The organism is Arcicella lustrica, assembly GCF_034930985.1.
In the GTDB taxonomy this organism is placed as follows: domain Bacteria; phylum Bacteroidota; class Bacteroidia; order Cytophagales; family Spirosomataceae; genus Arcicella; species Arcicella lustrica.
Genome location: NZ_JAYGIM010000018.1, coordinates 26,713 through 45,474 on the forward strand (window position 1 = coordinate 26,713; position 18,762 = coordinate 45,474).

Annotated in this window: 15 protein-coding genes; 14 read left to right on the forward strand and 1 reads right to left on the reverse strand. The window is 36.2% G+C overall.

From position 1 onward, the window contains the following. Positions 1-238: 238 nt before the first annotated feature. The 7 genes from VB798_RS21280 to VB798_RS21305 all read left to right on the forward strand — a co-directional run bounded on the left by VB798_RS21280 (position 239) and on the right by VB798_RS21305 (position 7,529). Entirely contained in the window at positions 239-409 is a 171-nt protein-coding gene (locus VB798_RS21280) for a PrpF domain-containing protein (RefSeq protein WP_323689257.1), read from the forward strand. A 53-nt stretch (positions 410-462) separates the two neighbouring features. Then, positions 463-642 (forward strand): hypothetical protein, encoded by a 180-nt coding sequence (locus VB798_RS24390; protein WP_407654181.1) that lies wholly within the window; start codon positions 463-465, stop codon positions 640-642. Positions 643-747: 105 nt separating this feature from the next. Beyond that, positions 748-2,343, forward strand: coding sequence for a Na+/H+ antiporter (locus VB798_RS21285; protein ID WP_323689258.1), 1,596 nt, complete (start codon positions 748-750; stop codon positions 2,341-2,343). Between the two features lie 226 nt (positions 2,344-2,569). Then, positions 2,570-3,388, forward strand: coding sequence for an oxidoreductase (locus VB798_RS21290; RefSeq protein WP_323689259.1), 819 nt, complete (start codon positions 2,570-2,572; stop codon positions 3,386-3,388). 85 nt (positions 3,389-3,473) lie between these two features. Beyond that, positions 3,474-4,487, forward strand: coding sequence for a zinc-binding alcohol dehydrogenase family protein (locus tag VB798_RS21295; RefSeq protein ID WP_323689260.1), 1,014 nt, complete (start codon positions 3,474-3,476; stop codon positions 4,485-4,487). A gap of 12 nt (positions 4,488-4,499) precedes the next feature. Further along, positions 4,500-5,396, forward strand: coding sequence for a helix-turn-helix domain-containing protein (locus VB798_RS21300; protein ID WP_323689261.1), 897 nt, complete (start codon positions 4,500-4,502; stop codon positions 5,394-5,396). Between the two features lie 219 nt (positions 5,397-5,615). Continuing rightward, positions 5,616-7,529, forward strand: a complete 1,914-nt coding sequence (locus VB798_RS21305) for a YgiQ family radical SAM protein (RefSeq protein WP_323689262.1) — start codon at positions 5,616-5,618, stop codon at positions 7,527-7,529. Between the two features lie 299 nt (positions 7,530-7,828). On the opposite strand, the gene VB798_RS21310 is transcribed toward VB798_RS21305, so the two are convergent. Continuing rightward, a complete protein-coding gene (locus VB798_RS21310) occupies positions 7,829-9,004 on the reverse strand; it encodes an ATP-binding protein (RefSeq protein ID WP_323689263.1) in 1,176 nt (391 codons plus the stop codon). 284 nt (positions 9,005-9,288) lie between these two features. Between VB798_RS21310 and VB798_RS21315 the strand changes: the two genes are divergently transcribed. From VB798_RS21315 to VB798_RS21345, 7 genes are all read left to right on the forward strand, one after another. Beyond that, entirely contained in the window at positions 9,289-9,432 is a 144-nt protein-coding gene (locus VB798_RS21315) for a hypothetical protein (RefSeq protein ID WP_323689264.1), read from the forward strand. 244 nt (positions 9,433-9,676) lie between these two features. Next, a complete protein-coding gene (locus tag VB798_RS21320; protein ID WP_323689265.1) occupies positions 9,677-10,048 on the forward strand; it encodes a hypothetical protein in 372 nt (123 codons plus the stop codon). A gap of 160 nt (positions 10,049-10,208) precedes the next feature. Continuing rightward, entirely contained in the window at positions 10,209-11,294 is a 1,086-nt protein-coding gene (locus VB798_RS21325; protein WP_323689266.1) for an efflux RND transporter periplasmic adaptor subunit, read from the forward strand. A gap of 26 nt (positions 11,295-11,320) precedes the next feature. After that, the gene (locus VB798_RS21330) at positions 11,321-14,512 is read left to right on the forward strand and encodes an efflux RND transporter permease subunit (protein WP_323689267.1); all 3,192 of its coding nucleotides are present in this window, start codon (positions 11,321-11,323) and stop codon (positions 14,510-14,512) included. Then, a complete protein-coding gene (locus VB798_RS21335) occupies positions 14,512-15,957 on the forward strand; it encodes a TolC family protein (protein WP_323689268.1) in 1,446 nt (481 codons plus the stop codon). The genes VB798_RS21330 and VB798_RS21335 overlap by 1 nt, the downstream gene beginning before the upstream one ends. Before the next feature lie 651 nt (positions 15,958-16,608). Then, positions 16,609-17,556 carry a ParA family protein gene (locus VB798_RS21340; protein ID WP_323689269.1) on the forward strand — a complete coding sequence of 316 codons (948 nt, stop codon included), beginning with the start codon at positions 16,609-16,611 and terminating at the stop codon, positions 17,554-17,556. A gap of 4 nt (positions 17,557-17,560) precedes the next feature. After that, positions 17,561-18,451, forward strand: a complete 891-nt coding sequence (locus VB798_RS21345; protein WP_323689270.1) for a hypothetical protein — start codon at positions 17,561-17,563, stop codon at positions 18,449-18,451. The last annotated feature ends 311 nt before the right edge of the window (positions 18,452-18,762 follow it).

Sequence of the window (18,762 nt, forward strand, 5' to 3'; positions counted from 1 at the left end):
CTACGCATTAAATTTAAAATTGAAGATTAACCCTGTAAGGTTTTAAAAACCTTACAGGATTGCGATTAGGGATGGAACTCATACAAGAACTTTCAACATTTTCTGCCGCAACAATTTGCGAAGCAATGGGCAATAAAGGCTATTTACCTTCAAGCATCAACTTCGGGCATCAAGCCCATCGCTTCCAACATGAAAATCTGTGGTCCAGCTTACACCATTCAAACCATGCCTCGTGATAATGTTTTGTTACATCGAGGGTGATGCTCGCCAAATTGATGGTTTGGGAGGAGCTACTTCGCTAAGCAGTAAAGTCGCCATTGTGAGTATTTCTGAAAATCCACTGGCTGATTTAGATTACTTTTTTGTACAAGTTGTGGTTGGGAAAGGTAAAACTTCTATCACACAATAGCGGCTGTTTCGGTTGCTACCGCTTGTATTATTCCGAATACAGTAACAGATGGAATTGCTCAATTCGCACCAACAAATATTACTCCTCAAAACTTATCCATTGAGCATCCTTCAGGAGAATTTACTGTGAGTTTAGATTTTGAGCGACATGAAGATGAAGTAACAATTAAAAAATCAGGGATTATCCGAACGGCAAGGTTGTTGAGTAAAGGAGAAGTATTTATTCAAGAATAATCATTAAATTAGGTAAGTAAGGGCTATTTTTGATAAATATTTATATCTTCGGAATTACGTTCCTATCAAAACTCTTAGACTTATACGTTTTTAAAACCTTCTTTCATGCAAAGTTTATTCATTGAATATGTAACGCTTATTTTAATCATTTTGGCTTTGGTCATGATTGCCAACAAGTTAAAAATTGCCTATCCTATCGTTTTAGTATTGGGAGGTTTGGCACTTAGCTTGTTTCCAATCTTTTCTAGCATTACGATTGAGCCCGATTTAGTCTTTTTTATTTTCCTGCCTCCATTACTTTATGAAGCCGCTTGGCAAACTTCATGGAAGGAGTTTTGGAAATGGCGAAGAGCAATCACAAGTTTTGCTTTTCCTGTTGTGATTATTACTTCTTGCGTCATTGCATTCGTTTCTCAGGCACTGATTCCCGGTTTTACTTTAGCCCTTGGCTTTTTGTTAGGAGGAATTATTTCTCCACCAGATGCTATTTCAGCCACCACCATCATGCGTCAGTTGAAAGTACCCAAGGCACTTTTGAGCATTGGCGAAGGCGAAAGTTTATTGAATGATGCATCTTCTCTTATTGTATTTCGCTTTGCCTTAGCAGCAGTGATTACTGGTCAATTTCATTGGCAAGATGCCACCAGTAATTTCTTTTTGGTTATTATAATGGGTACATTGATAGGACTAGCAGTCGGATATATTTTCTACGCCATTCATAAATGGTTGCCCACTACACCAAGTATAGAAGTTGTTTTGACTTTCCTCACGCCTTATTTCATGTATTATGCCGCTGAACATTTTCATTTTTCGGGCGTACTGGCAGTAGTAAGTGGGGGGCTTTTATTATCTAGTAAACGCCAAAGTATGCTTACTTACCTAAGTAGGCTTCAAAGTACTAATGTTTGGGTAAGTTTAGTGTTTGTCATGAATGGTTTGGTTTTTATGCTGATTGGGCTTCAATTGCCTTCGGTGGTGGCACAGCTTGGCGAAACCAGTTTAGAAACAGCCATTGGCTATGGTTTAATCATTTCATTGGTACTCATTATTAGTAGAATTGCTTGTTCGATGGGAGCATCGGTCTTTACCCGTTTTATCAGCCGATACATTACAGTAGCCGACGCTAACCCCGGATGGAAATTACCCCTAATACATGGTTGGGCAGGTATGCGTGGTGTGGTATCCTTGGCTTCTGCCCTTTCGGTTCCATTGCTCATTCAAGAAGGGCAGCCTTTCCCGAATCGTAACCTCATTCTTTTTATCACTTTTATCGTCATTTTGGTTACGTTAGTTTTTCAAGGACTTACGCTACCTTGGCTTATTAAAAAGGTGAAATTAGTGGATAATGCCATTCCTGAAAAAGAACAGGAAGTAAGTATCCAACATAAAATGGCAAAAAACTCGCTACAATATTTAGAAGAAAAATATGGTATGAATTGCCTTCAAAATGACCATATTAATAATTTGTACCAACGACTAACTATTGAACTAAGTTTTTTAAGCCAAGCCATTGAAACAAAGGATACTTTTGAAGGATTTAATGTAAAAAAGAATCAGGTTATTTACCTTGAATTGTTGGAAGAACAAAGAACGCTATTGAATGAAATAAATCATCTGGATGAATTTGATGAAGAATTAATCAGAAAATACCATACCCTGATTGATATTGAGGAGTATAAGATTAGAGAGCGGAAAATATAGCAATACATTTATTCTTTGAATATATCACTGAGGCTGTCCAGAAAAGTCAGCCTCTTATTCGTGTTTAGGCCCCTTGAGGGCTTGGGGTGTGTTCTGGAAGGAGTGTTTTCAAACAATTTTAGGGTTAAAACCACTCAACGTCATTATGTATCATAAGTACCGATTTTTGTATAAGCCTGAGCGGAAAGGCGTCACTTAACTTTGTCACATCAAAAAAAACAAAAATATGACAAAGACGATTTTAATTACAGGCGCTTCTCGTGGATTCGGGAAAATATGGGCAAAAGCCTTTTTACAAAATGGTGATAAAGTAATTGCTACAGCCAGAAATCTACAAGATTTAACAGATTTATCTGAAGATTTTGGGAATCAAATTCTTCCTTTACAATTAGATGTTACCAATCGTGAGCAGGTTTTTGAAGTAGTAGCAAAAGCTCATGCGCATTTCGGACAAATTGATGTATTGATTAATAATGCAGGTTATGGTTTATTCGGAGCGGTAGAAGAGGCTTCAGAACAAGAAGCCAGACAACAAATGGAAGTAAATTTCTTTGGTTTACTTTGGGTAACGCAAGCTGTTTTACCTTATATGCGAGCGCAAAAAAGTGGGCATATCATCCAAGTAAGTAGCGTTTTGGGCATCTTTACACTTCCAACTTTAGGACTTTACAATGCTTCAAAATTTGCTGTTGAAGGTTTAACAGAAACTTTAGCCAGTGAAGTAAGTGCATTTGGCATCAAGGTTACTTTGATTGAACCTAATGGTTATGAAACCGATTGGGCAGGTGCTTCATCAGCACAATCTGAACGAATAGAGGCTTATGATGAGATGAAAACTGCTTTCCAAAGTACTTATAATCCTGATAACTATGGCGTTCCGAGTGCTACTGTTGATGCTGTTTTGGCATTAGTTAATAGTCCTGAACCTCCATTACGTCTTTTCTTGGGTAAAATTGGTTATCCTGTTGCCAAAGCAGTTTATGAGCAACGTTTAGCGACTTGGGATGCTTGGAAAGAAATAAGTAGCAAAGCTCATGGCAAGTAGCTGAACATATCTTTGTGAAAATTCGTTTGAAATCTAAAACGCTGATAGCTATTAAAAGCTATCAGCGTACAAAAAACAGATAACCATGAAAGCAGTTGGATTTAAAAGCTCCCTTCCTATCGTAGAAGAAAATAGTTTTATTGACTTTGAAACAGATAAACCTGTTCCTGTTCAACATCAATTATTGGTGAAAATCAGAGCAATATCGGTGAATCCAGTAGATTTTAAAATCAGACAGAGTGCAGCCAAAGACAGCGTTTTGGAGCATCCAAAAATCATTGGTTGGGATGCCGTGGGTACAGTGGAAGCCATAGGTGAAAATGTTTCTTTATTTAAAGTAGGTGACGAAGTTTACTATGCTGGCGACCTCACCAAACAAGGCTCGAATGCTGAATATCAAGTAATCGACGAAAGAATTGTAGGCAAAAAACCAACTACTTTGAGCGACGAAGCTTCGGCTGTGATTCCATTGACAGCCTTAACTGCATGGGAAATATTATTTGATAGAATGCGATTGAGTCTTGAAAAAGATAAAGGCAAAAGCATTTTAATCATTGGTGGTGCTGGTGGCGTGGGTTCTATTGCCATTCAATTAGCCAAAAAACTGCTTGGCTTAACAGTGATTGCAACGGCTTCTCGTCCTGAAAGTATTGCTTGGTGTAAAGAAATGGGTGCAGACGTAGTCGTCAATCATCAAGATTTAGTCAATGAAGTACGCAATGAAGGTTTTCAATTTGTTGATTTTATCCTTGATTTTGTAGATACCAATTTTTATTGGGATAGCATGGCGGAACTCATCAAACCGCAAGGACATATTGCTTCCATTACAGGCAGTACAGTACCCCTTTTATTGAATAAATTAAAGACAAAAAGTGTTAGTTTTTCTTGGGAATTGATGTACACTCGTTCGATGTTCCAAACAGAAGACATGATTCAGCAACATCATATTTTGAATCAAGTAGCTGATTTATTGGATGAAGGCGTATTAGTCGGTACTTTAAAAGAAACACTTCATGGATTATCAGCAGATGTCTTGAAAAAAGCCCATACGCAATTAGAGTCAGGAAAAACGATTGGTAAATTGGCCATCAAATTTTAACCATCAAAAGGCATGAACCATTATAAAACAATTTCGGAATTACATCAAACAAGTGGCTATCCTTTACCAGAACACCCAATGATGAGCCTGTTGACTTGTCAGGAACTCACGACTTGCTCTTGGGGAGGAAATAAATTTACTGGTGATTTTTATATGATTTCATTCAAGAAAATCAAATCTGGTACTTTTAGCTATGGTAAAACCAAGTATGACCACGATAATGGTTCAATGTCTTTTGTAAAACCACGACAAGTGGTTGAAATCAATAATGTCGCATTGTCGGAGAAATCTTTTGTGATTTTTATTCATGAAGATTATCTGTTGGGTCATCGCCTACACAACGAAATCAAGGAGTACCATTATTTTGATTATGAAGCCAATGAAGCTTTGCATTTATCCCCTTCGGAAGAACAAACAATATGGGAACTGTATCATAAAATAGATGCTGAATATAAAAACAATCAAGATGAATTTAGCAAAGAAATCATTCTGACACATTTTGATTCTATCTTAAAATATGCGCAACGCTTTTATAAAAGACAGTTTATCACCCGCACGACATTATCGGGAACGATGGTTTCTAAATTTAATAAAGTATTGAATCATTATTTTGAAAGTGGGCAATTACAAGTAGAAGGGCTACCCACCGTTACTTCAATGGCGGCACAGCTTAATACTTCTGCTCGCTATTTAAGCGATTTATTAAAACAAGAAACTGGAAAAACAGCTTTAGACCATATCCATATTTACTTGATTGATGAAGCTAAAAACCTACTTTTGAGTAGCGATAATACCATTGCAGAAACAGCCTTTCAATTAGGTTTTGAAAACCCACCTTACTTTACACGACTATTTAAAAAAGTGGTGGGCATTACACCCGTTCAGTTTAAAGATTTGAGTATGAATTGATTTTCAGGTATGGCTCATTACTCTGGTAAATGTCCCCCAAACAAATCTCTTTCCAAAACAGTTATTGGCATAACAAGAACAAAGTAATTGCTGTCATAATCAGAAATTTAAATCTAATGAGCTGAAAATAAATTCAATAGCCATTAATTAAGAACAGTATTTGCTTAATTATTGTAGAAAAATGATTTTTATCATTCCTTTCTTGTGTAATTTTACATCATGATTGAAAGACCAATAACTGACTGGTTGCCTCTGACCAAAAAAGAGGTAGAAAAACGTGGGTGGGACGAATTGGATGTAATTCTGATTTCGGGAGATGCCTACGTAGATCATCCTGCCTTCGGAACGGCTGTAATTGGGCGTATCATCGAAAGTGAGGGTTTCAAAATTGCGATTGTGGCTCAACCTAACTGGAAAGATGATTTACGTGACTTTAAAAAATTAGGAAAACCAAAATATTTCTTTGGCGTAACGGCTGGTTGTATGGATTCGATGGTGAATCATTATACAGCCAACAAACGTTTGCGTTCAAATGATTCATATACGCCAGGTGGCGAAGCGGGCTATCGTCCTGACTATGCCACTACAGTTTATACCAAAATCTTAAAAGAGCTATATCCTGATGTTCCAGTATTGATTGGAGGTATTGAGGCTTCGCTTCGTCGTGTTACTCATTACGATTACTGGCAAGATAAATTGTTGCCTTCTATCCTATTCGATTCGGGTGCGGATATGTTGGTTTATGGCATGGGCGAACAACCGCTTCGTGAGATTTTGCGTTTGGTAAAACAAGGTGTTCCTTTAGATACCATTCGTAATGTCAACCAGATTTCTTACTTACAGCCTGCATCTGAGCCTCTTGGAGAGTTCAACAACTGGGATACGGTAGAAATTTCAAGCCATGAAATTTGTTTGAAAGATAAACTCAAATACGCTGCCAATTTCAAAGTGGTAGAAGTAGAATCGAACAAATGGCAAGCGAATCGTATTATTCAGAAAGTAGCTGATAAAACGCTGGTAATTAATCCTCCTTTCAAAACGATGGAGGAAAAAGAAATGGATATTTCTTTCGATTTGCCATATACTCGTATGCCACATCCGAAGTATAAAAAAAGAGGACCGATTCCATCTTACGAGATGATTAAGTTCTCGATTAATATGCACCGTGGTTGTTTTGGCGGATGTAGTTTCTGTACGATTTCGGCACATCAGGGCAAATTTATTGCTTCTCGTAGTGAAAAGTCGATTATGAAAGAGGTTGATCAAATCGTGAATCATCCTGAGTTCAAAGGTTATATTTCAGATTTGGGTGGTCCTTCGGCGAATATGTACCAAATGAAAGGGAAAGATGAATCCATTTGTAATCGTTGCCAAAGTCCAAGTTGTATTCACCCTGTAATTTGCTCGAACTTAGATACTTCTCATACGCCTTTGACAGAGATTTATAAAAAAGTAGATGCTCATCCAAGTGTCAAAAAAGCATTTGTGGGTTCGGGAGTACGTTATGATTTATTGGTGGATGATTTCAATAAAAATAACCAAGATGGCAACCATGATATTTACATGGAACAATTGGTTACTCGCCACGTTTCTGGTCGCTTGAAAGTTGCTCCAGAGCATACTTCAGACGCTACTTTGCGAGTAATGCGTAAGCCATCGTTTAAGTATTTCAGAAAGTTCAAGGAAAAATACGATAACATTCAGGCAAAACATAACTTGAAACAGCCTTTGATTCCTTACTTTATTTCTTCGCACCCCGGCTGTGAAGAAGCTGATATGGCAAATCTTGCTGCTGAAACGAAGGATTTAGGTTTTCAATTGGAACAAGTACAAGACTTCACTCCTACACCGATGACGGTTGCCGAAGTAATTTATTATTCTGGTGTACATCCATATACTTTATTGCCTATTAAAACGGCAAAAACGAAAGAGGAAAAGCAAAATCAGAACAATTACTTCTTCTGGTACAAACCAGAATTTAAAGATTGGATCCGTAAGCGTTTACACAAACTCAATCGCCCAGATTTAGCTGACCGACTTTTAAAAAGTCAAAAGCAAGCGGCTATCGACAAAATCATCGGTGAAAGCGAATCAGCAAAAGCGAAAAAGAGAAAGAATTATTTTAAACGATAAAATTGAGATATGAATTATTAGTTATGAATTATAAAATTTCATTACCTAAGTGGTAGTGCATGATTATTTTTGATTAAAAATTAAGTTACTGAAAACGAAAACCATAACTCATAATTTATAATTCATAATTTTATATTGATACTTATAATCTGTGTCTTATCAATCAAAAAGCGGTCGAAAATTCAGTTTTCGACCGCTTTTTGATTTTAAAAGTTTGAGATGATTTATGTTTCAAATATTCGCACAAAACTATTTTAGGAGTTTAAAGTCGTTAGCCAATTGATATTCACAATTTAAACTTAACCTTGTAATTCTTTCATCAAATCTACCAAAGAAATAGTTTTGACTCCTTCAGCAGAAGGATAGCTTTCTTTTCCAGGATAAACTACGTAGCGTTTTGTGGCTTTTATGTCTTCACAGCCCAAATAAAAACCTTTAGAAACCGTAGGTGATAAAGAACGTTTTATCTCAATGGCATATCTTTCTTGATTGTTGATTTCAATGACTAAATCTATTTCTGCTCCTGCTGAAGTTCTGTAAAACCAAAATGTTAGCCCTTGAGGTAAACAAGCAATGATATTTTCGATAACGAAACCTTCCCAACTTGCTCCAACAATTGGATGCCCCAACAAATCGTCTTGAGTAGTAAGGTTCAGCAAAGCGTGAGTCAATCCACTATCACGAATATAAACTTTGGGAGTTTTGACTAATCTTTTCCCAACATTTCCAGACCACGGCAGAATAGTTCTGACAAGAAATAAATCTTCTAATAATTCAATATATCGCTTTACAGTTGGAATAGTTATTCCCAAACTTGCTCCTAATTGTGCTGTATTTAATTGTCCTCCTTGATGATGTGCCAACATTGTCCATAACCTGCGTAATGTTACCGCAGGTATTCTTGCCCCCAATTGTGGAATATCTCTTTCCAAATAAGTACTGATAAAGTTTTGTCGCCATCTAAAACTGGCTGATTCTGTTTTAGCAAGAAAACTATCTGGAAAGCCCCCTTTCAGCCAAAGCATATCAATACTGTTTTGGCTTAGAGAATTGACTTCTAAAGCTGTCAAACCTGTCAATTCTTTGTAAGCAATCCTTCCAGCCAAAGATTCCGACGACTGTTTCAAAAGGTCAAGTGATGCTGAACCTAAAATCAGGAATTGAGCAGTTCTGAAACCTTGCCTTCTTCTGCGGTCAATTACTCCTCTTAATATTGCAAATAATTCAGGTACACGCTGGATTTCGTCCAAAATAATAAGTTTTCCTTTGTGTAATTCAAAATAGGCTTCTGGGTCATTTAACTTTGCTTGGTCAATAGGGCTTTCCAAGTCAAGATATATCGGTTCAGGGCTTAGAGATAATGCTATCTCTTCCGCAAGCGTTGTCTTCCCAACCTGTCTCGGGCCTAAAATACTTACTGCTGGAAATTCTTCGAGCAATTCAATGATTTCAACTTGGCTATTTCTCGCAATCATCCTTGTAATTATAATATTGTAATTTATATTTGCAAGGACAAATATATAGAAATAATTATAATCAGTAGCCGAATGAACGAAAAACTAACAAAAAATCAACCAAATATTAAAAGATACAAAGTTTTCCCTAAGTGTTTTTGAAGATGCTGAAATTCAAATAATTGAACACAAAATTTTTGAATCTACAGATAAAAAAGGGAATACTTTTTATGCTATTTGGTACGGACACCTCTAAACGTGCCGACATTGTAGTGATGGAAAAGAGTAACTAAAATCATATTGTAATGGCACAGGCTCGCCAATGGGCGTTTGGACAAATGGCGGAAATATTGAGTATTACCACAGAAAAGACCACAACAGCAACCATTGATAAGATTATCGGTGAAAGCCCTGTATCGAAATCAAAGAAGAAGAAAATTACTTCGTAAGAGAAAAAAAGCGATAAACAAATGGCTCAATTTTGAAGCAAATTTGCTTTAAAGATTGAGCCAATGTTTTTATCAAGTCGATAATTTATTTAAACGTTGTAAGATAATATATGAATAATAAAAGAACTTTTGTCATTTATTGAAAATTTAAGATTAAAAATTTTGTAGGAATAATCAACGTAGATTACTTTAGCCGTTGATGACAAAGGCAATATTCAAATATCTCCTCTCAATTAGCATTCTCTTGTTGGGTCTTAGCAATCAGCTAAGTGCTCGAACAAACAGAGAAGTTGCTTTTTTTGCCCCAGTCAAAAATATCAGTGTTAATAATCATCAACCTGATTTAGTAAACATCTTCACTACTATTTCACATGATAATCGTGAAAATTTATTTTACGATTCTGAGGAAGAGCATAAAGAAGATGACGATGAAGAAAGCTATATCTCTCACAAAAAGAATGTAGCAAACACTTACATTACTTCCGCTCCTTTTTATAACTGGTACGCAAAACTTTTTTTAGTACTCAATACTTCTCAAGTCTTACATTTCGGTAAGCATTTTTCACATTATCCTCTTTATAAATTATTCATCGTATTCAGTGTATTCAGAATATGATACCAATGCTTTTAGTGACAATCTGATATTGCACTAATCATCTCCCCATTCAATTTTCATTCTTATTGTCAACATTAATAGGCTATCATTAGCGCTGTGCGTCTTTTTATACCCTATACAATCTAAAATTTCCGGAACTATATATTTAAAGAAAATGATCATGAAAAAAAATCTCATCATCATGAGCTTGGGTGCTTTGTTGTGCCATACTAGCTGTGAATCTAAAAAAGATGAAGAAAAGAAAGAAGAATCCAAGCTATTGGTTACCAGTCCTATCCAAAAAGATACTACTGTTACGAATGATTATGTTTGTCAGATTCATGCCATTCAGCATATCGAACTAAGAGCATTGGAAAGAGGCTATTTAAAACAAATTTTTGTGGACGAAGGTAAGTTTGTTAAAAAAGGACAACTTTTATTTCAAATTCTACCTGTACAATACCAAGCAGAAGTACAAAAAGCAGAAGCAGAAGCCAATTTTGTAGAAGTAGAATACAAAAACACCAAACTATTAGCAGACAGTAATATCGTGTCTCGCAATGAGTTAGCCTTAGCAAAAGCCAAATTAGATAAAGCAAAGGCTGAGTTAGCCGTCGCTAAAGTACATCTTGGTTTCACTGAAATCAGAGCTCCTTTTGATGGTATCATCGACCATTTCCAAGTTAGATTAGGAAGTCTTTTAGAAGAAGGCGATTTATTGACTACGCTTTCGGACAATAGCAAAATGTGGGTTTACTACAACGTTCAGGAAGCTGAATATTTGAATTATAAAGCTACTACGCAAAGCAATAAATTGATGACGGTAAACCTGTCGATGGCAAATCATCAGCTATTCGACCATCAAGGTGTAGTGGAAACCATTGAAGCCGATTTCAATAATGAAACGGGTAATATTGCCTTCAGAGCGACCTTCCCGAATCCAAAAGGGCTTTTGCGTCATGGAGAAACTGGTAATATCCAAATGGTTGTGCCATTCAAAAATGCTTTGATTATTCCTCAGAAAGCTACTTTTGAAGTACTGGAAAAAAAGTATGTTTTTGTGGTAGGAAAAGACAATATCGTGCATTCAAAAGAAATCACTATCAGCGCTGAAATGCCCGATTTATATGTTGTAGAAAGTGGTATTTCAGCAAATGACAGAATACTACTTGAGGGAATTCGTAAGGTAAAAGACAATTCCAAAATAACCTACGACTATGAAGAACCTCAAAAAGTTCTTGCCAATTTAAGAGTGTATGCTGAGTAGTAATAACGATTCAAAAAACTAATAATATGTTTAATAAATTCATCAAGAGGCCAGTATTAGCCATCATATTATCGCTCGTTATTATTTTCATGGGCGTACTGGCGATTAAGACACTGCCTACTTCGCAGTTTCCTTCAATTGCTCCTCCGATGGTTATGGTTTCTGCATCTTATCCGGGTGCAAGTGCTAAATCACTGGCAGAGTCGGTGATTATTCCTTTGGAACAATCCATTAACGGTGCTTGGGGCATGAAATACATGACCTCAGATGCTACCAGTGCGGGCGAAGCAAACATTCAAATTGTATTTAATTTGGGTACAGACCCCGACGAAGCCTTAGTGCAGGTTTCAAACCGTGTACAACAAGTCACAAACAAACTTCCAGCATTAGTACAAAGAGAAGGGGTAGTAATTACTCCTATCATGCCAAGTATGTTGATGTACGTTAACTTGTTCAGTAAGGACAAAAACGCCAACATGAAATTCCTTTTCAATTATGCAGGGATTAACATGATTCCTGAATTACAAAGGATTAATGGTGTAGGACAAGCAAAAATTTTGGGTAGCCGTCAATATGCTATGCGTGTTTGGTTAAACCCAGACCGTATGAGAGCTTATAATATTTCGCCAGATGAAGTAATGGAAGCCCTTAATGACCAAAGTGTTATTGGTAAGGCTGGTCGTATCGGTAGAGGCGATGGTAGTCGTTCGGAAGCTTTAGAGTACGTTTTAGCCTATTCTGATAGATTTAGTAAGCCAGAAGAGTACGAAAATGTGATTGTCAGAGCCAACCCAAATGGAGAAATTCTTCGTTTGAAAGATGTGGCAGAAGTTAAATTAGGTAGTGAATATTACGATATTTATTCCAACCTAAACGGAAATCCATCAGCGGCGATTGTACTTAAACAAACTTATGGAAGTAATGCCAGCGAAGTAATTGGAAAAGTAAAAGAACAATTGGAGCAACTCAAGAAATCCTTCCCTCCGGGCATGGATTATGAAATCAGTTATGACGTTTCTAACTTCCTTGATGCTTCCACCGAAAACGTAATTCATACTTTACGTGACGCCTTTATTTTGGTAGCATTGGTAGTATTCGTCTTTTTGGGCGATTGGCGTTCAACGTTGATTCCGACGATTGCTGTTCCAGTATCCTTGATTGGTGCATTTATGTTTATGCAACTTTTCGGACTGACTATCAACATGATTACGCTTTTTGCCCTTGTGTTAGCGATTGGTATTGTCGTCGATGATGCGATTGTCGTCGTCGAGGCCGTCCATGCCAAGATGGAAGAAGAACATCTCTCCCCTTACAATGCCGTAAGAAAAGTAATTGGAGAAATCAGTGGTGCGGTAATTGCCATTACTTTATTGATGACCGCCGTATTCGTTCCAGTAGCTTTTATGACGGGTCCAGTAGGGATTTTCTATCGACAATTTGCGATTACGATGGCAACATCTATCGTTATTTCAGGTTTCGTTGCCTTGACCCTTACACCAGTACTTTGTGCTATGATTTTGAAAAATAATCATGGACAACCAAGAAAGAAAACATGGCTCAATAGGGCTTTGGATAGTTTCAACAGCGGTTTTGAAAAACTGACAGGTAAATATGTAGGTTTACTAAGATTAATCGTAAACCGAAGAGTCCTTACTTTCGGAATATTATTGGCCTTCAGTTTTGGTATTTTTGGTATTACTACGATTCTTCCTTCAGGTTTTATTCCATCTGAAGACCAAGGGATGATTTATGCCATTATTCAAACGCCTCCGGGTTCAACTTTGGAAAGAACCAATGATATTTCTGGTAAACTACAAGAAATCATTCAGAAAGTAGAAGGTGTACAGTCGGTTTCATCAATCGCTGGTTATGAGGTACTTACCGAAGGTAGAGGTTCAAACGCTGGTACTTGTTTGATTAACTTAAAACCTTGGTCTGAACGCAAGCATTCGGTGAATGAAATCATTTATGAACTGGAAGAAAGAGCCAAAGAGATACCGGGAGCAACGATTGAATTCTTCGATCCACCAGCGGTTCCGGGTTATGGTGCAGCGGGCGGTTTTGCCTTACAATTGTTAGATAAAACCAACTCTGGTGACTACAAACAACTGGAAAATGTGAAAAATGATTTCATGAAAGAATTGGGAAAACGTAAAGAGCTAACAGGCTTATTTACTTTCTTTAGTGCGAATTATCCACAATATGAAATCGAAATTGATAACCAATTGGCGATGCAAAAAGGCGTTTCTATTGGTAATGCCATGAATACTTTGTCGATTTTTATCGGTAGTACTTACGAACTCGGTTTTATCAAATTCCAACGTTTCTTTAAAGTATTCGTGCAGTCAGCACCAGAATACAGAAGACTTCCGACGGATATTTTGAAACTGTATGTAAAAAATAATCGTGATGAAATGGTGCCGTTTTCTGCCTTTATGAGAATCAAAAAAGTACAAGGCGCAAACGAAATTAACCACTATAACATGTATAATACAGCCGCCATCAGAGGAGCTCCTGCAAAAGGATACAGTAGTGGTGAAGCCATTAAGGTGATTCAAGAAGTAGCAAAAGAAACCTTACCACAAGGATTTGATATTGACTGGGCGGCACTTTCAAAAGATGAAACAATGCGTGGAAATGAAGCCATCTACATTTTCTTGATTGTAGTCGTGTTTGTGTATTTTGTATTGGCAGCACAGTATGAAAGTTTCTTGATTCCATTGTCAGTAATTTTCTCATTGCCTGCGGGTATTTTTGGTTCGTTTTTGTTGCTCAAATTAATGGGATTAGCGAATGATATTTATGCACAAGTAGGGCTTGTAATGTTGGTTGGTTTACTGGGGAAAAATGCGGTTTTGATTGTAGAATTTGCCATGATGAAGCATAAGGAAGGTTTTACTGTAAGAGAAGCGGCTATCGAAGGAGCAAAAGTACGTTTCCGTCCAATTTTGATGACATCCTTCGCCTTCATCGCAGGTTTGATTCCACTAATTCTTGCACATGGTGCTGGGGCAATTGGTAATCATACCATCGGAGCGTCAGCCCTTGGCGGTATGCTTTTCGGAACAATTTTCGGAGTAATCATTGTACCGGGCTTATATTACATTTTCGGAAGTTTAGCCGAAGGTAGAAAGCTGATTAAAAACGAAGATGAAGATTCATTAACCGAAGATTTTGTCCATTCAATCGACAATTTCCCTCAACCCGAAGAAGAATAATGAAAACAATAAGCAATAAAATCGCCCGTCAATGCTTGGGATTCTTTGTCTTAGCATTATCGGTTTCGGCTTGTGTCGTACCCGTTAACATCGTTGAAAAAAAGGAAAGTAAATATGTCCCTGAGCGTTTTAATAACGCTCAGGACTCTACCAACACAGCAAAAACTGTTTGGAAAAGTTATTTTACTGACCCTTATTTGTCTGCCCTAATTGATACTGCTTTGCACAACAATCAGGAGTTAAACATTACTTTACAAGAAATTGAAATTTCTCAGAACGAAATAAGCGCCCGAAAAGGAGAATACTTACCTTTCGTTAATCTTGGCGGTGGTGCTGGTGTTGAAAAAACATCAAGATACACCAGTCAAGGAGCAAGTGATGAGATTTCTGAAATAAAACCAGGTAAAGCAACGCCATCAATCTTACCCAATACTTATTTAGGCGCTTTCGCCAGTTGGGAAGTAGATATTTGGCACAAACTTCGTAATGCTAGAAAAGTGGCTGTTTCCAATTACTTAGCTTCGGTCGAAGGGAAAAATTTCTTGGTTACTAATCTTGTTTCTGAAATTGCCAATTCTTATTATGAATTGATGGCATTGGATAATCAATTGGACATCATCCAAAAAAACATTGATATTCTTAACAATGCTTTAACGATTATCAAATTAGAAAAAGAAGCCGCAAAAGTAAGCGAATTGGCTGTACGTAGGTTTGAAGCAGAGGTTTTTAAAACAAAAAGCCTTCAGTACAAAATTCAACAACATATTGTTGAGACTGAAAACCGCATCAATTTCCTTGTAGGTAGGTTTCCGCAACACGTTCAAAGGAATTCAGAACATTTTAGTGAATTAATTCCTTCAAAAATGTATGCGGGTGTTCCCTCTCAATTGTTGGAAAATCGCCCTGATATCAGACAAGCTGAATTCAAATTAGGAGCGGCAAAATTAGATATAAGCGTTGCAAAAGCTAATTTTTATCCTTCTTTAGGACTTTCGGCTTCTTTGGGTTTGAGGTCATTTAACCCTATTTATTTGGCAAGTATCCCTCAGACCTTGATGTCTTCTTTGGCAGGAGATTTAGCGGGTCCATTAATCAATAAGAATGCCATCACGGCAACTTATAAAAATGCCAATGCCAAACAGATACAAGCTGTTTATAATTTTGAGCGTACCATTCTGAATGCTTATATCGAAGTAGCTAACCAATTATCTAATATTGATAATTTGGAGAAAAACTACACGATGAAAAACAATCAAGTACAGGCACTTACGCAATCTACAGCCATATCGCTCAAGTTGTTTAAATCTGCCAGAGCTGATTATATGGAAGTATTATTGACTCAGCGTGATGTATTAGAATCAAGAATGGAATTGATTGAAACCAGAATGCAACAAATGAATGCCCTTGTGAATACCTATCGGGCACTTGGTGGTGGATGGAATTAATGAGTTGATTTCTCAAAATAAAGATTAATTGTCTCTATATTAATCAAAAAGCGGTCAAAAAGAATTTTGACCGCTTTTTGATTAATAAAAATCAGATTCTTGTTTTAAGTACTTCATACAAGTTATCCGTTATCTGAAAACTGTTAATAGTTTGTCTTTCAATAAATTGACAAAAATAAGATGCCTAAATATTTTTGAAAAAACACTTAAAAGCTTCAATTTGCTTGGCTATTTTCATGCTTTGCATGTTTCAAAAATTGTACTTATCTCATATTCATCAAAAAATAAACCATCTATTTTACTAGCTAATATGCTTTTTAATACTCTTTTTATCCTGTATTAAAATGAATTAATGACCATGAAATCTATTTAAATTTTGAACAAAACCACGATTTCATTTATGAGAATGCTGGTTCTAAATCACGCACATCCCTCCTACTCACTCCGTTAATTATCATAATATTTGATTAACAAACATTCATTCAAAGTGCGAATAAGTACTATGGTTAAAATCAAAAATAGACTTATTGCTTCAAAACATATAATAATTTCACTTTTAAAATATACACTTTTATATTTTACTTTTATTTATATATAAAATATTATATATTTGATTATTATTTAAAAGTTAAAATCGAAACATTAAATCGAATGATTACGACTGAAACTGTCCGTAAATTTCTCTTTTCACGCCCTTCTATCAATAGAACTCAACTTGAAAAAGAAGCTCAAATACCTGCAACTACTATTTATAAAGCTTTAGAAGGCATTCAGGCATTCTCGAATAAACATTTAGAGAAACTAGAAGTTGCCATGAGAAACTATGGTTATACTGACTCTACTTTCTCTAAAGCAAGAAGTATTGCTATTATCAATCACAAAGGTGGTGTTGGGAAAACTACTTCAACTATAAACTTAGGTAAAGCGCTTGCTTTGTTAAAATACCGAGTTTTATTGGTTGATATGGATTCTCAGGGAAATTTATCTCAATGCTTTGGGGTTCATTCTCCTGAAAAGCAAGTAATTACTTCTTTGATTTCACGAGACCCTCTCCCACTCATTGAAATTGAACCCAATTTATTTTTATCGCCATCAGATATTGAAATGGCTACTTATGAAGTAAAACTGATTACGGAAGTAGGTTCTGAAATGCGTTTAGCTAAAAAAATTCAGGCTTTGAACGACCAATTCGATTTTATTCTTTTCGACTGCCCTCCTTCTTTAAGTTTAATGACGATTTCAGCCTTGAATGCTTCTACTGAATGTATTATTCCTATTCAGCCAGAATCTTCTGCTTTTAATGGCGTTAAAAATTTACTAGAAAAAATTTCGGCTGTTAGAGAATATACGAATGTTTCTTTGAAGGTACGTGGTTTTTTATTCACGATGGTTCATCCAAATCAAACTATTCATCAAGTAATGATGGAAAGTGTTCAAGAAACATATCCTTCTATCCCTGTTTTTAAGAGCGTTATCGAAAATACAACGGTTTTAAAACAAAGCCAGTACATGAATCAGGATATTTTCCAATACGATTCTAAATCAAAAGCAGCAACAGCCTATATGGAACTTGCTCACGAAGTAATTTCAAACGAATAAGCAGATGGGATCGAAAAAAGAGATATTTAAAAAACGTGCAGTAGAAGTAGCCACGATACACAACATTCCAAAGCCCGCTCCTATTGGTGGCTTTAATGACGTTGAGCGCATTAAAAATTCAATCGTCATTCTTGATGAATTAAGAGATTTAATCCGCCCGCTTAGTCAAGAGCAATTTACTCAGCTTGAGCAAAATTTAATTACGCATGGTTGCCAAGATGCGCTAATTCTTTGGGAAACGACGTCAACGGAACTTCAACAAGATGACCTTGATAGAACGTTGTATGTGTTAGTTGATGGGCATAATCGCTATGCGATTTGCCAGAAAAATAAAATTGAGTTTAAAATCAATCTTAAAATCTTTGAATCTATCGAGAAAGTCAAAGAATTTATGATTGATTTACAATTAGGACGACGAAATATTACTCCTGAAGAAGAATCTTATTTGCGAGGTTTGAAATATAATACTCAAAAAGGCAGTAGAGGAGTAGCCTTGCAAGTACAAGGCGAAGACAATAAGCCTGTAAATGTTGCCGAAAAATTAGCGGATGAATTTAATGTAAGTGTTCGAACCATTAAAAATGATGGCAAATTTGCGGAAGGTTTATCGAAATTAAGCAAAGTACTTCAAGAACAAGTATTGAGTGGGACTTCTACTTTAAGTAAAAAACAAATTCAACTTTTAGCGGATCGTAAAGATATAGGAGTGGAGTCAATTGCTGATTTAAACGAAATCTACGGCAAAACTGAAAAATCTAGTCCAGCAATTATTGCCAGTACTATTCCTAAAGAAACATTAAGAAGTCAGATTATTGAATTAGCCAATAACATTACTAAAGAATCCGATTGCGATTTACTTATCAAAAAAATATATCAATTAAAATCTGTACTATAACAAAATTCCTAAAAGTGCAAGCGTTGCACTTTTAGGAATGCACAGGAAACAAGGAAATTTATAATTCAAATTCGAAGTATAACAAAAATACCAAAAGTGTAAGTGTTGCACTTTTCATTCAAAGTACAAAAGGCTTCACTTGTTGTAAGTATAACAAAATTCCTAAAAGTGCAAGCGTTGCACTTTTAAAGAGTGCTAAAAATGAAAAAAAATCATCAACTATAACAAAAATACCAGAATTTGTAGCCTACATTTTATCTATTATTACAGACCTTAACCACATCATCTATAAAGCTTTTAGAATTGTTGAA

What these genes read in the sequence shown, in the direction of transcription:
- VB798_RS21290 (WP_323689259.1), top strand. Translation starts at nt 2,570, where the DNA reads ATGACAAAGACGATTTTAATTACAGGCGCTTCTCGTGGATTCGGGAAA.
- VB798_RS21295 (WP_323689260.1), top strand. Translation starts at nt 3,474, where the DNA reads ATGAAAGCAGTTGGATTTAAAAGCTCCCTTCCTATCGTAGAAGAAAAT.
- VB798_RS21325 (WP_323689266.1), top strand. Translation starts at nt 10,209, where the DNA reads ATGAAAAAAAATCTCATCATCATGAGCTTGGGTGCTTTGTTGTGCCAT.
- VB798_RS21300 (WP_323689261.1), top strand. Translation starts at nt 4,500, where the DNA reads ATGAACCATTATAAAACAATTTCGGAATTACATCAAACAAGTGGCTAT.
- VB798_RS21335 (WP_323689268.1), top strand. Translation starts at nt 14,512, where the DNA reads ATGAAAACAATAAGCAATAAAATCGCCCGTCAATGCTTGGGATTCTTT.
- VB798_RS21280 (WP_323689257.1), top strand. Translation starts at nt 239, where the DNA reads ATGTTTTGTTACATCGAGGGTGATGCTCGCCAAATTGATGGTTTGGGA.
- VB798_RS21345 (WP_323689270.1), top strand. Translation starts at nt 17,561, where the DNA reads ATGGGATCGAAAAAAGAGATATTTAAAAAACGTGCAGTAGAAGTAGCC.
- VB798_RS21285 (WP_323689258.1), top strand. Translation starts at nt 748, where the DNA reads ATGCAAAGTTTATTCATTGAATATGTAACGCTTATTTTAATCATTTTG.
- VB798_RS21330 (WP_323689267.1), top strand. Translation starts at nt 11,321, where the DNA reads ATGTTTAATAAATTCATCAAGAGGCCAGTATTAGCCATCATATTATCG.
- VB798_RS21305 (WP_323689262.1), top strand. Translation starts at nt 5,616, where the DNA reads ATGATTGAAAGACCAATAACTGACTGGTTGCCTCTGACCAAAAAAGAG.
- VB798_RS21310 (WP_323689263.1), bottom strand. Translation starts at nt 9,004, where the DNA reads ATGATTGCGAGAAATAGCCAAGTTGAAATCATTGAATTGCTCGAAGAA.
- VB798_RS21315 (WP_323689264.1), top strand. Translation starts at nt 9,289, where the DNA reads ATGGCACAGGCTCGCCAATGGGCGTTTGGACAAATGGCGGAAATATTG.
- VB798_RS21340 (WP_323689269.1), top strand. Translation starts at nt 16,609, where the DNA reads ATGATTACGACTGAAACTGTCCGTAAATTTCTCTTTTCACGCCCTTCT.